This is a genomic window from Janthinobacterium sp. B9-8, from assembly GCF_000969645.2.
GTDB lineage: Bacteria > Pseudomonadota > Gammaproteobacteria > Burkholderiales > Chitinibacteraceae > Iodobacter.
In genome coordinates, this window is sequence record NZ_CP014222.1 from 1,143,099 (window position 1) to 1,155,544 (window position 12,446).

At 47.4% G+C, this 12,446-nt stretch carries 10 protein-coding genes and 2 pseudogenes; 3 read left to right on the top strand and 9 right to left on the bottom strand.

Annotated elements, in window-relative coordinates; all coding sequences use genetic code 11:
• The first annotated feature begins 23 nt into the window (after window positions 1-23).
• Window positions 24-1,496 (top strand): DNA recombination protein RmuC, encoded by a 1,473-nt coding sequence (gene rmuC, locus VN23_RS05065; RefSeq protein WP_046349952.1) that lies wholly within the window; start codon window positions 24-26, stop codon window positions 1,494-1,496.
• A gap of 48 nt (window positions 1,497-1,544) precedes the next feature.
• On the opposite strand, the gene VN23_RS05070 is transcribed toward rmuC, so the two are convergent.
• The 9 genes and pseudogenes from VN23_RS05070 to VN23_RS05105 all read right to left on the bottom strand — a co-directional run bounded on the left by VN23_RS05070 (window position 1,545) and on the right by VN23_RS05105 (window position 9,440).
• The gene (locus VN23_RS05070) at window positions 1,545-2,759 is read right to left on the bottom strand and encodes an EAL domain-containing response regulator (protein WP_046349953.1); all 1,215 of its coding nucleotides are present in this window, start codon (window positions 2,757-2,759) and stop codon (window positions 1,545-1,547) included.
• A gap of 5 nt (window positions 2,760-2,764) precedes the next feature.
• Window positions 2,765-3,913 carry a protein-glutamate methylesterase/protein-glutamine glutaminase gene (locus VN23_RS05075; RefSeq protein WP_046349954.1) on the bottom strand — a complete coding sequence of 383 codons (1,149 nt, stop codon included), beginning with the start codon at window positions 3,911-3,913 and terminating at the stop codon, window positions 2,765-2,767.
• 133 nt (window positions 3,914-4,046) lie between these two features.
• Window positions 4,047-4,526 (bottom strand): chemotaxis protein CheD, encoded by a 480-nt coding sequence (locus VN23_RS05080; RefSeq protein WP_052746364.1) that lies wholly within the window; start codon window positions 4,524-4,526, stop codon window positions 4,047-4,049.
• Complete coding sequence (locus tag VN23_RS05085) at window positions 4,516-5,082, bottom strand: chemotaxis protein CheW (protein WP_046349955.1); 567 nt, start codon at window positions 5,080-5,082, stop codon at window positions 4,516-4,518. Before VN23_RS05085 ends, VN23_RS05080 begins: the two co-directional genes overlap by 11 nt.
• 41 nt (window positions 5,083-5,123) lie before the next feature.
• Window positions 5,124-5,720: pseudogene (locus VN23_RS22380) on the bottom strand (methyl-accepting chemotaxis protein); the annotation flags it as partial.
• Window positions 5,721-6,158: 438 nt separating this feature from the next.
• Window positions 6,159-6,701, bottom strand: a pseudogene (locus VN23_RS22385) (MCP four helix bundle domain-containing protein); the annotation flags it as partial.
• 4 nt (window positions 6,702-6,705) lie between these two features.
• The gene (locus VN23_RS05095) at window positions 6,706-8,910 is read right to left on the bottom strand and encodes a chemotaxis protein CheA (protein ID WP_046349957.1); all 2,205 of its coding nucleotides are present in this window, start codon (window positions 8,908-8,910) and stop codon (window positions 6,706-6,708) included.
• Window positions 8,911-8,919: 9 nt separating this feature from the next.
• Complete coding sequence (locus VN23_RS05100) at window positions 8,920-9,237, bottom strand: STAS domain-containing protein (protein ID WP_046349958.1); 318 nt, start codon at window positions 9,235-9,237, stop codon at window positions 8,920-8,922.
• A complete protein-coding gene (locus tag VN23_RS05105; protein WP_046349959.1) occupies window positions 9,228-9,440 on the bottom strand; it encodes a hypothetical protein in 213 nt (70 codons plus the stop codon). Before VN23_RS05105 ends, VN23_RS05100 begins: the two co-directional genes overlap by 10 nt.
• Before the next feature lie 510 nt (window positions 9,441-9,950).
• Here VN23_RS05105 and astA point away from each other — a divergent pair.
• Window positions 9,951-10,970, top strand: coding sequence for an arginine N-succinyltransferase (astA, locus tag VN23_RS05110; RefSeq protein ID WP_046349960.1), 1,020 nt, complete (start codon window positions 9,951-9,953; stop codon window positions 10,968-10,970).
• 3 nt (window positions 10,971-10,973) lie between these two features.
• Window positions 10,974-12,440, top strand: coding sequence for a succinylglutamate-semialdehyde dehydrogenase (gene astD / locus VN23_RS05115; RefSeq protein ID WP_046349961.1), 1,467 nt, complete (start codon window positions 10,974-10,976; stop codon window positions 12,438-12,440).
• Window positions 12,441-12,446: the final 6 nt, after the last annotated feature.

Here is a 12,446-nt window from a genome sequence, read left to right on the forward strand (position 1 = left end):
CGTCGCAGGTTAAGTGGAAAGTTATGTTAGATCTATTGTTTGGAATTACAACGCTGGTGGTTTTGCTGGCGGGTGCTTTGGTGGTTGCGCGTTTGCAGCAGCTTGCTCAGTCGCAAAGAGACGTCTTAGATACGCTGACGCAAGACCTAGAGGCCAAGCACAGAGAGATGCTCTCTGACCTGCATCAGGGTTTAAGCCGGCAAACAGAAAGCACTCATGCAGCCTTAACTCAGCAAGGTGCTCAGCTTTCTGATGCGGTAACGCGATCGGGCGAGCGTCTGCGCGACACCATGACCGAGGCTTTTGAGCGGGTACGTAGCGGCGTAGGGCATGAGCTAAAAGAAACGCGTGAATCATTGACTCGTTTGCAAACAGCGCAAACCGAATCGCTATCGACTATGCGGCTGTCTTTAACTACCACCTTGTCTGAAACGCGAGAGTTGGTGCTCAAGCAACTTGGTGATATTTCCAGCCAGCTTTCAGGCAAGCAAGATGCCTTGCGGGAAGAAATCTTATTAAAACTCTCGCAAATGCTGGCCGAGCAATCGGTGCGTGAAATGGAGCAAATCCAAAACGCTTTAGCACTGACCACCACGCAGCTGACGGCTACGGTGGGAGAACTGACCAAAACGGCTGACGCTAAGCTGGGCGAGATTTCTGGCAAAGTCACCGAACGCTTAGATGAAGGGTTTAAAAAGACCAATGAAACCTTTGCCAATGTGATGGCGCGTTTGGCAACGATTGATGAAGCACAGAAGAAAATTGATGGTTTAACCACCAATGTGGTGAGCTTGCAAGAATTGCTTGGCGATAAACGTAGCCGTGGTGCGTTTGGTGAGGTGCAGCTAGAGCATCTGATTCGTAATGTGCTGCCCAATCAGGTGTATGAGTTCCAATCGACTTTAAGTAACGGCACACGCGCCGATTGCATCTTGCGCCTGCCCGAGCCTACGGGCACGGTGGCTGTGGATGCCAAGTTTCCGCTTGAAAACTACCATCGTATGTTTGATGGCACGATTGATAGAGCGGTGGCCTCTAAAGCATTTAGAGGCGATATTAAAAAGCATATCGACGATATTTCTAGTAAATATATTATTCCGAATGAAACGGCAGATGGTGCGGTGATGTTTATTCCTGCCGAAGCGGTGTTTGCCGAAATCCACGCGTATCACCCCGAGCTGGTGCAGCACGCCATGACCAAGCGCGTCTGGATTGTGTCGCCAACTACCTTGATGGCGGTGCTCAATACAGCCAGAGCGGTGATTAAAGACGTAGAAACACGCAAGCAAGTGCATATTATCAAAGAGGCGCTGGGTAAGCTGGGGCAGGAATTCACTCGTTTTGATGACAGGATGAAAAAGCTGGCTACACATATCCGGCAGGTGAACGACGATGTGCAGCAGGTGAGCATTACCAGCGATAAAATTTCCCGTCGCTTTGTAGAGATCGAACAAGTGAAGTTGGAAGGAGATCCTGAACCGCTTTTGGTGGAGTAACAACAATAAACGCCACCCGAAAAAGGTGGCGTATGGGGTATTTGTGGCTTAAGAGGCGGGTTTACACAGCTCTCTTAGCCGTTGGTTATTGCTTTTGAGCCAAGGGACCACTTCATCGCCCGGCATGGGTTTGGCGGTGAGGTAGCCTTGCACAATATCGCAGCCTAATTCTTGTAGAACCACAAGATCTTCTACGGATTCAACGCCTTCTGCCACGCTTCTGAGCTCTAGTTTTTTGGCGATTTCAATGGCGCTGGCCAAAATAGCCCGCAGGTGAGGCTTGGCATGCGCACCATCGACAAAAGAGCGATCAAGTTTTAGCTCGGTAAAGGGGATGCGGGAAAGTTGCTGCATCGAGGAAAACCCCGTGCCGTAATCGTCAATCGATAAGCCAAAGCCTTTAAGCCTTAGCCTTGCCAGTGTGCCAAGTGCATTGCCCACATCACCCATAACGGCGGTTTCGGTGATTTCCAGCACAATAAAGCTGGGGTCAATTGCGTAGCTGGCTACTTTTTGGGCGATATGCTCGGCAAAAGTCGAGTTGGATAAAGACAGCATGGATAAATTAATCGCCACGGTGATTTTTAATCCACGCTCGTGCCAGTGCCGGCATTGTTGCAGCGCTAAATCTAAAATCTCCATGGTTAATTCATTAATCAAGCCATATTCTTCGGCAATAGAAATAAATTGCGAAGGCATCACTAGGCCTTTTTCCGGGTGCTGCCAGCGAATGAGCGTTTCAACTCCTTTAATAACCCCTGTTTTAATTGAGATTTTGGGCTGAAAATAGGCAACAAACTGATGTTCGATCAGTGCTTTGGTGATTTCAGATGCGGCCATAACGACTTCTGGTCGCGTTTGTAGGTTTTCTTTGGTAATGGGCTTGAAGTGATCGAGAGCTTTGCTGAGCAGTGGCAGTGTCAGAGGCTTTTTGATTGCGCCAAGAACGGGTAGTCCATATGCTTTTAGCATGGTTTCTACCGATGAAATCAAAGCATCTTCTTTGGCGCTGGAAACGATGACAGAAACAGGTATCGCCCTGTGTGCTAGTTCTTGAATCAGCTCAATACCGTCCATGCCCGGCATTTCTAAATCAATCAGCATGACATCGGGCAAGGGAGAGTTTTGCAATAACAGCAGGGCCTCATTGCCATCTGAAGCTTCACCCATGACATGCAGCCCCAGCTCAGTGCAAATGGCTGCGGCATGCATTCTTTGGATCAGGCTGTCTTCAACAATAAAAACATTGAGTTCGAATGGCATAAGATTCACCGATTAGAAAGTTTGGCAATGACATCCGGGATGCGTTCAAGGGCAATGATTTCATCATTGGCGTCAAGCTTAATCGCTTCTTTAGGCATGCCAAAAACCACGCAGCTGGCCTCGTCCTGCGCGTAAGTTCGGGCGCCGGTGTCGTGGAGCTCTTTTAAGCCTCTGGCACCATCATCCCCCATGCCAGTCAGAATAAATCCAATGGCATTACGCCCCGCTGAATTGGCAACCGATCGGAATAAAACATCTACAGAGGGGCGATGGCGGCTGACCATAGGGCCGTCAATTACATCCACGTGATATTGAGTGCCATTGCGTTTAACCAGCATATGTTTGCCTCCCGGAGCAATCAGCGCCAGCCCCGGCAGAATACGATCATTACTCTTGGCTTCCCGGACTTCAATTTGCGACAGACTATTAAGACGAGCCGCAAAGGTGGCTGTGAATTTCTCTGGCATATGCTGAACAATCACGATGCCCGGCGATGTTTTAGGTAGCTCTGGCAAGATGGATTCCAGTGCCTGAGTCCCTCCTGTTGATGTGCCAATGGCAATGATTTTTTGTGTGGTTTGAATCGTGCCCTGGCCTGCGGTGGCTTGCAGAATGGCATCGGCTGATAATTTGGGAGAGCTCATCCTTTCCTGCATGATGCTGGTGGCGGAGCCGTTGCCCGTTGAGGTGTGGTTTGCAATGGGCAGTGGTGATGCCGGTGATGTGGGTGTGGTGCTGGTGCGCAGCCTTTGTAGTCTGGCCATCGAGGCGGCCCGAATGGCGTGTAGTAAGTCTGCCGAGCTATCTTGAATAAAGTCCCGAACCCCTAAGGAAGGCTTGGTGATAATCGCGAGCGCCCCTGCGGACAGGGCCTGCATGGTGATTTCGGCTCCTTTTTCCGTAAGTGATGAGCAGATTACAACCGGTGTTGGGCGTTCGGCCATGATTTTTTTTAGAAAAGTGAGGCCATCCATGCGGGGCATTTCGATATCCAGCACAATCACATCCGGCCATTCTTTTTCCATCTTTTCGCGGGCAAAAATGGGGTCGGGTGCAGAGCCGATAACGACGATATCGCTGGCCTTGGAGAGCGTGTCGAGCATGACTTGCCGCACTACCGCAGAATCATCAACGATCATAACTTTAATGGCCATGGTTTAACCTTGCTAAGTGGACATAATCTTAGTTATAGGGGGTTAATAATGATTATGCTTTTGGTGTTTCTTTTTTTTGAGGGTAAATATATTAGAGAGGTTTTATTTTAAAAAAAGAGTAATTCGATTGGGCTTAACGCAGAAATCGCTTCACGCCTATTTTGCCGGTGCTTAAATCAAGAATCACTTTGCGGGAGTAACCGCCACCCGTGTCTTCGTATTCAATATTAAGTGAGGCATTCAGCAATAGTTGCTTGGCCGCTTTGATATTTCTGCTGCCAATTGAGGATTCTTTGCTATTAGGTTGCAAAATCTGGCTGCCACCATAAATTTGATAGTGGTATTGATTGGGAGCGGAGGCATGCTGCTGCATTAGTTGGCAAAGGAGTTCAAAGGCGTCGCTGCCATAGCGCCCATCTGGGGCAGAAGGCCGGTGTGCTTGGGGTAAGAGAAAGTGGCACATGCCGCCAAGCTGGCGTTGAGGGTGCCATGCGGTGATGGCAAGGCAGGAGCCTAGCAGTGTGCAGAGCTGATCGGGCGCTTGAGCAAAGCGAACATCTCCGGGGAGTAAGATAATGCGTTTGCCTGCCATGGTCAGGCGTTTATTGCTCATGCATATCATGAGTAGGGTAGTGCTCCAGCGATAACTTTAATGGCTCATCAACCAGCTCGGCCATTTCACCCAAAGAAAGCGCATGGTTTACATCGAGGATAATGACGAATTTTTCATTGATGCTACCAATGCCCGCTATAAATTCACTGCGCATTTTGGCGCCAAATTCGGGGGGAGATTCTATTTTTGCCGCAGCAATTTCGATTACTTCGTTAACGGAATCAACCAATACACCAATATCATGATATTCATTGGCAAAAAAGACCTCCAGAATCACAACACAAGAGCGTCGCCCAATCTGGCTGCTCCCCTTGCCTAGGCGCACAGCCAGATCAATGACCGGCACAACCGCACCGCGCATATTGATTACGCCATGTATAAAGCGCGGCATAAGCGGCACTTCGGTAACGCCTGCATACTCAATAATTTCTTTGATATTGTGAATCACCACTGCAAACAGCTCTTGATTTAATGTAAATGTAAGGTACTGTTTTTCTTCTGCCGGTGCCGCGGCCAAATGACTTTCCTTGTTTTTCCTCAGGCTACGAATATCCATGACGAGTTTCCTTAAATAATATTCAGCAAATCAGCCCGTATCTAAGACGGGAAGCGGGCTGAGACGCTCGCTGCGGGGTGTTTAGGGTTATTTCTTGATGCTTTTTCTGTCTGAAAAAACCCAATCATTTCTTGCAGGCGTGAAGCATGAATAGAGAGCTCTTCGGCTGTTGAGTTGAGCTGCTCTGCTGCTGCTGCATTGCCTTGGGTTGCTTGGGAAATTTGGCTCATTGCAGTGTTGATTTGCTCAATGCCACTGGATTGCTCTTGAGATGCGGCCGAGATTTCCTCAACCAAGTCGGCTGTTTTTTTAATTAAAGGCACAATTTCACCTAGCCTTTCCCCCGCACTGGCCGCCTGGCTCACACTACTCCCTGCCAGCTCGCTGATTTCTTGTGCTGCAATTTGGCTGCGCTCGGCAAGCTTACGTACTTCTGCCGCAACAACAGCAAAGCCTTTGCCATGCTCGCCCGCGCGTGCGGCCTCAATGGCCGCATTAAGGGCCAACAGATTGGTTTGATAGGCAATATCATCAATGATTTTAATTTTTCCGGCGATTTGCTGCATGGCGAGGATGGTGGCTTTGACCGCTATGCCGCCTTCAGTAGCCTTATGCGATGCCTTGCTGGCGATGCTTTCGGTGACTTTTGCGTTTTCACTGTTTTGTGAAACCGTTGCGGTGATTTCTTCAAGGGATGAGCTGGTTTCTTCAATGCTGGCTGCTTGCTCGGAAGCATTTTGAGACAGGTTTTGTGATGAAGCGTTGACTTGTTCAGAGGAGCTGGCCAGCGAGTTGGATGTGGAGTAGATATCACTCATTACCTGATTGAGGGTGTGCGCCATTCTTTGTAATGAAAAAATAATGCTTGATTCATCGCCTTTCATTAATAAAGCATTAATAGTTAAATCGCCTGAGGCCACTTTGTTTGCAATATTGACGGCAAGGCTGGGTTCTCCGCCGATTTGCCGGGTAATTTGCCGGGTAATGAAAAATGCGATGAAAATGGACAAAATAAATGAAACAAAAATAATAAATGACATAAGAGCAATAATTTGTGATGACATGTTGTTTGCGTGTTCAAATGATTTTTTACTGCTGGCTTCTTTGATGTCGAGCAGTGCGCTGAGCGCATCGTCAAATCTTTGAAATGTAGGGCGGACCTCGTTGATAATAATTAATTTTGAAACTTCAGTTTCTTTTTCCTGATCTACGGAATCAATAAGGTTTTTCTTGGCGATAGTAAAATCCTGCCAGTAACTTGGTAATTCTTTTATTATTTTTATTGCTTCTTCTGTTTGTTGGGTGTCGTTAAATTTTCCAATAAGATCGAGCATCTTTTTTTCATAGCCATTCATCTCGTCAATAATCTCTTTATGCATTTTTTTATCATTAGCAAATACGTAAAAACTGAGTCGTCTTGTAAGATAAATCGCCTGCATATTGGCATTGGCATTATCCCTGATCGGTACTAGCTGATCGTTATACATTTCTTTTAAAAGAGAATTGAGCTGGTTGATTTTGCTGATGCTCAGTACGCCAATTAAAAGTGTAAAACTCGCAATAATGATAAATGAAAAAAATAACTTACTACCCACCTTTGAATTTTTAATCCAGTCCATTATTCTATCCCCCGAGGGTGTTGCTTGTTATTGCTGAAATAGAAGCAGAAGGAGGAAGCGCTGCTTTAAAAATGCTGTTTCCTTTATATAAAGGATCTGTTTTTTTGTATGCATATTGGATAAGCTGGCCCACGTCTAAAATTAAAGCAACCTGCCCGGTTCCTAATATGGTTGAGCCGCTAATTCCTTTTAAATCTTTAAATAAAGGGCCCAGCGGTTTAATCACCGCTTGAAACTCTCCAATCAGCTTATCAACAACCAGCCCTGCCCGGTTTTGCCCGTATTGGATGACAACAATATTTTCTTTGCTGCTGCTGTGCTCAGGAAAATCAAACAAGCTGCGCAAGCGAACAAAAGGTAATACCTTGCCACGAAGATTAACAAAACTATGTTGTTCATCGTCCGAAGTAAGCTCGGTGCATTCGAGGACCAGATCAAGAGGAATCACAAAAGTAGAATCGGCCACCATGACTTGAAAGCCATCAATAATAGCCATGGTGAGCGGGAGCCTAATTCTAAAAATACTGCCAGTGCCTTCTTCTGATATCACCTCCACTTCGCCGCGTAAATGCTCGATATTGCGTTTTACAACATCCATGCCAACGCCCCGACCAGATAAATGGGTAACTTTTTCTGCTGTTGAAAAACCGGCCTCAAAAATAAGCTGGTATATTTCATATTCACTTAGTATGGCATCTGGGCTAATCAGGCTTCTTTCTATGGCTTTATTTATAATACGCTCTTTATTTAAGCCTGCGCCATCGTCACTGATTTCTATTACTACGCTGCCAGAATCATGAAAAGCATTCAATATAATCTCGCCCTGGGCAGGCTTTCCTTTGGCTATTCTATCTTGTGGTGCTTCAATGCCGTGGTCAATTGCATTGCGTACAATGTGCATTAAGGGGTCACTTAGTTTTTCTATCATGCTTTTATCTAGTTCGGTTTCTGTTCCTATCAGCTTAAGGTTTATTTTTTTGTTTAAATCTTTAGTTGCATCGCGTATCACGCGAGGAAAACGCTCAAACACCTCTTTGATTTGCACCATTCTTAAGTTAAGTGCGCTATCTCTGATTTGTTCTACCAGATCAGAGAGCGTGGCGCATGCTTCACTCATGCTAGGGTCACTATTTCTTTTGGAAATTAAATTGGCCGCAGCACCCGCAATGACAAGCTCGCCTACCATATTAATTAAGGTATCCAGTTTGCCGGCTTCTACTTTTATAAATTTGAGTTCATTATTTTTTTTGTCTTCGCTTTGTTTCTGTTTTTTGAGGGCCGCCGCTACAACGGGGGCCGCCACTACTTTTTCTTCTACAAAAATACTGCCGAGTTGCCGGCTGGGGTCTGCTTTTTGAATATTTAATATTTCTTTTAGCTCTAAAGCCGTGATTGATCCGCCTTTTAAAAGAATTTCGCCTAATAGTTGAGGTGGCTCAGGCAGGGAGTTAATAAGATCTATATATTCTTGAATTTTAGCGTGCGGCGGTAAAATGCGTATGGTGCTGTCTTGGCGAATAAAGTCGAAAGCGCTTTCTATTGCTTCTTTATCTTGGGATGATTCTAAATCAATTTCAAAACCTAAATAGCATTGTTCGGTCTCGATTTCATCCAGAGGCGGTATTTTGTCGGTTATGGTATAGATATAGCTTATTTCACCCAGCGTACTTAAATAGCGGATAAACTCAAAGGGATCCATGCCATTGATTAAATTATTTTTATTAAAGCGCAAAGATAAGTGCCAGTGGGTGTCGCCATGATGTTTTTTTTCGTCTTTTTCAATTCGGTCACTTGAGGCAATTGTTTGCACTTCGGTTGATTTTAATAAGTATTCGTCAAGCAGACCAAGCAGGCGTGCACGATTGGGTTCATCCGGGTCTATATTTTCTGTTCTGTTTTCTACTGAATTAATTAATAAACTGAGATAATCTTTACAATCGAGCAGCGTAGAAATCATTTTTTCATTGATCTCAATTTCTCTGCTTCTGACTAAATCAAGCAAGCTTTCCATGCTATGGGTAAAGATAACAATATAATCGAGTGAAAACAGTGCTGCGGAGCCCTTAATGGTGTGTGCTACACGGAAAAGCGCATCAATCTCCTCGCTACTGGCGTTATTGCCTTCAATCGTGAGCAGGGCAGATTCCATCGAATTGAGTAAATCACGGGCTTCTTCGATGAGGGCTCCTCTGGCGCTGTCTAAATCCATGCTTTACTCCTAACGCTGGGTGAGCACTAAGGGGTCACCGAGTTCGGCGGCAATATTGTAAAGATCAATCACATCCAGTACGCACTGGCTATGCCCATGAAATTGCAGTGCAATGTCTTTTGCATAGGCATATTTTTTTAAACTGATTAAAAGCTGAATGCCTGCGCTATCAATTTCATGCACTTCTGATAAATCGAGGTTAATTTTCTTTTCAGATTGAAGCAGCTCTAGCAGCGCTTCCTGAGTTAATTTTGCCGTATAAAGCGATATTTCCCCGCTGATCGAGATGGTGCAAAGCTCATTATTTATGCTGTGTGTTATGGGCATTGCTTGCATCCTGTGGTGGAGAAGGGGGTATCAAAGGCGAATGCTGACAAGATAGTCAGCCATGATGCGGCAGACGCAGGCATTGAAGGGCTAGCTATGAAAACGTGCATGTAAATGCTAAGGCTAAAGCCGCTGGCTGTTTGATTGCTGGGGATGGCGGCTTGTGCGGTATTGCCATTGCGTTTTATGGGCATGCGCTTCATTTTGAAGTCTTTAATTTACGAAAACGGTGACTTATTCATAGTCAATATTGAGCAAACTTGAAAGCGAGATACTAAATTTGCGACTGTTTACAAGGGCATATCTAACAGTTGGGGCTTGTCCCGATGTAATGAAGCGTTGGCTTTGTTAGATTGAATTATGGTATTTGAATGAATAAATACACGCTGCCGGCTGGAGCTAGGCTTAAAAGTAGCGTTTAAGCAGCGTTAATCTGGAATCCACCTGATGGGTTTCTCTACAGGGTGTACGGCAAGGCGCTTGGGCGGATAGTCTGCTGCGCCTTTATTTAAATTGAAAAGCGTTTGATTTGCCTATGCCTTGTCAAAGTTGTTTTAGCAGCTTGTTTTTCTTGAATGTCCCTGAGATGAAAGCCTCGTTTAAGGCGCTGGCAGGCGTTTCCGTAAGAGCCGCCAGAACACAGTGCACGCCTTACTTATCTCACTTATCGTTTTAAGCGCGGCAGGCTGTCAGATTAAAAAGGAGTTTTTTAAATGTTGATTCGCCCCATTGAGACAGAAGATTTACCCGAGCTACTGGCTTTAGCCAAGGAAGCGGGGGTGGGGGTAACCACCTTGCAGGCTAACCCTGAGCGCTTGTCTGCACGCATTCTGGCGAGCGAGACTTCGCTTAATGCGGCTGAGCCTGACGCGGCGGATGCAAGCTATGTGTTTGTGCTGGAAGACGAGCAGACCGGAAAAATTGTGGGCACTTCGGCCATTGAAGCTGCAGTGGGTATGCACGAGACTTGGTACAACTATCGCGTCGGTATTAATGTGCACGCGTCCCGTGAGCTGGGTATTTATAAGCAGCTGGAAACATTATTTTTAAATAGTGATATGACCGGCTCGAGCGAGTTGTGTTCTTTGTTTTTGCTGCCGATCTACCGCAAAGAGGGCAATGGCAGCTTGTTGTCTAAGGCGCGTTTCTTATTTATGGCTGAGCATAGTGCGCGATTCTCGCACCGCATTATTGCGGAAATGCGCGGGATTTCGGATGAAGACGGCCGCTCGCCATTTTGGGAGAGCTTGGGCCGTCATTTTTTCCGTATGGATTTTGCGCGTGCCGATTTCCTGTCCTATGTGGGTAGCAAATCCTTTATTGCCGAGCTGATGCCTCAGCACCCGATTTATACCTGTTTCCTGCCCGAGGAAGCTCGTGTGGCGATTGGCGAAGTGCACGCGGCAACTCGCCCGGCGCGCGCCATGCTGGAGGCCGAGGGCTTTCATTACCAGGGCTATGTCGATATTTTTGACGCGGGCCCCACGCTGGAGTGCGAGCTGGATCAGGTGCGTGCTGTTCGGGCCAGCGGCTGCTATCAGGCCGAATTAGTGACGGCTGAGGCGGGGGTTCCATGGCTGGTATCTAATCGCCGTTTGGTAGGCTTTCGCTGTGTGCTGGCCATTGCGCAAAAAACAGAAAATGGCTTGCAGCTTACGCAAGGTATTTTAGACCAGCTTGGGATTGCTGATGGCGATAGCGTGCGCGCTGTGCCCTTATCTGCCAAGGAGTAAAACATGCAGTTAATCGATGGGCGCTGGTCTGTTGGCAAGGGGAAGGCGTGGACATCACGTAATCCGGTTAGCCAGCAGGCGGTTTGGGTGGGCAATGCGGCAACGGCTTCAGAGGTTGATGCGGCGGTTGCGGCCGCACGAACGGCGTTTCCATTGTGGCGGGACACCGAGCTCAGCAATCGCATTGCGGTGCTGCGTTGTTTCGCCGATTTACTGAAGGCTAATTTGGAAGAGCTGGCAGCGACCATTGGCATGGAGACCGGCAAGCCGCGCTGGGAAGCAACAATGGAAGTCGCCAGCATGGTAGCTAAGGTTGATATCTCTATCCGCGCCTTTGAGGAACGTACTTCCCGTAAGGAATCGACTCAGGGCGATGCCAGCGTGGTATTGCGCCACCGGCCGCATGGCGTGGTAGCGGTATTGGGGCCGTATAACTTCCCTGGGCATTTACCTAATGGCCATATTGTCCCGGCTTTGCTGGCAGGCAATGTGGTGGTATTTAAGCCTTCTGAGCTGACGCCGATGGCAGCCCAAAAAACAGTTGAGCTTTGGCTGGCAGCAGGCCTGCCGGCTGGGGTGATTAATCTGCTGCAAGGCAGTGCTGCAACCGGTGCTTTGCTTGCGGCCCATCAGGATTTAGACGGTGTTTTTTTTACCGGCAGCTCGGCTTCTGGTTACGCCGTGCATCAGCAGTTTTCCGGGCGTCCGGATAAAATATTAGCTTTGGAAATGAGCGGCAATAACGCTTTGATTGTGGATGAGGTGCAAGATGTAGCAGCCGCAATTCATCATGTTATTCAGTCTTCTTTTATCTCTGCGGGGCAGCGCTGCTCCTGTGCCAGACGCTTATTTGTGCCAAGAGGAGAATGGGGCGATTTGTTTTTGGATCGCTTAAGGCGGGTGAGTGCGGAGCTAAGAGTGGGCGCATGGGATGACGAGCCAGCGCCGTTTATGGGGGCGATGATATCGATCGAAGCCGCTCATAAAATGCTGGCGGTACAAGCGGCACTGATTGCTGCGGGGGCAAAAGTTTTATTGGAAATGCGCCGCTTAAATTGCGCCAATGCCATGCTTACGGCGGGGTTGCTTGATGTGAGCGAAGTACAAAATTTGCCGGATGAAGAATATTTTGGCCCCTTACTGCAAGTGCAGCGCTATGGTGAATTTGACGAGGCGATTCGCTTAGCCAATTGCAGCCGCTTTGGCTTGGCAGCGGGTTTATTATCAGATAGTGCAGAGCACTATAAAACGTTCTGGCGCGAATCACGCGCAGGGATTGTGAACTGGAATAAACCCCTGACGGGCGCATCCAGTGCCGGGCCGTTTGGAGGGATTGGTGCCAGCGGCAATCACCGGCCAAGCGCTTATTACGCAGCAGATTATTGTGCATATCCTGTTGCTTCTTTAGAGTCCGAAATATTATCCATGCCCGAGCATTTGCCGCCAGGGATGGTGATTGCTCTGGATTAACCTGAA

Bases quoted from the DNA above. Each gene is read 5' to 3' on its own strand.
- rmuC (WP_046349952.1), top strand. From the start codon at position 24: ATGTTAGATCTATTGTTTGGAATTACAACGCTGGTGGTTTTGCTGGCG.
- VN23_RS05070 (WP_046349953.1), bottom strand. From the start codon at position 2,759: ATGCCATTCGAACTCAATGTTTTTATTGTTGAAGACAGCCTGATCCAA.
- VN23_RS05075 (WP_046349954.1), bottom strand. From the start codon at position 3,913: ATGGCCATTAAAGTTATGATCGTTGATGATTCTGCGGTAGTGCGGCAA.
- VN23_RS05080 (WP_052746364.1), bottom strand. From the start codon at position 4,526: ATGAGCAATAAACGCCTGACCATGGCAGGCAAACGCATTATCTTACTC.
- VN23_RS05085 (WP_046349955.1), bottom strand. From the start codon at position 5,082: ATGGATATTCGTAGCCTGAGGAAAAACAAGGAAAGTCATTTGGCCGCG.
- VN23_RS05095 (WP_046349957.1), bottom strand. From the start codon at position 8,910: ATGGATTTAGACAGCGCCAGAGGAGCCCTCATCGAAGAAGCCCGTGAT.
- VN23_RS05100 (WP_046349958.1), bottom strand. From the start codon at position 9,237: ATGCCCATAACACACAGCATAAATAATGAGCTTTGCACCATCTCGATC.
- VN23_RS05105 (WP_046349959.1), bottom strand. From the start codon at position 9,440: ATGAAGCGCATGCCCATAAAACGCAATGGCAATACCGCACAAGCCGCC.
- astA (WP_046349960.1), top strand. From the start codon at position 9,951: ATGTTGATTCGCCCCATTGAGACAGAAGATTTACCCGAGCTACTGGCT.
- astD (WP_046349961.1), top strand. From the start codon at position 10,974: ATGCAGTTAATCGATGGGCGCTGGTCTGTTGGCAAGGGGAAGGCGTGG.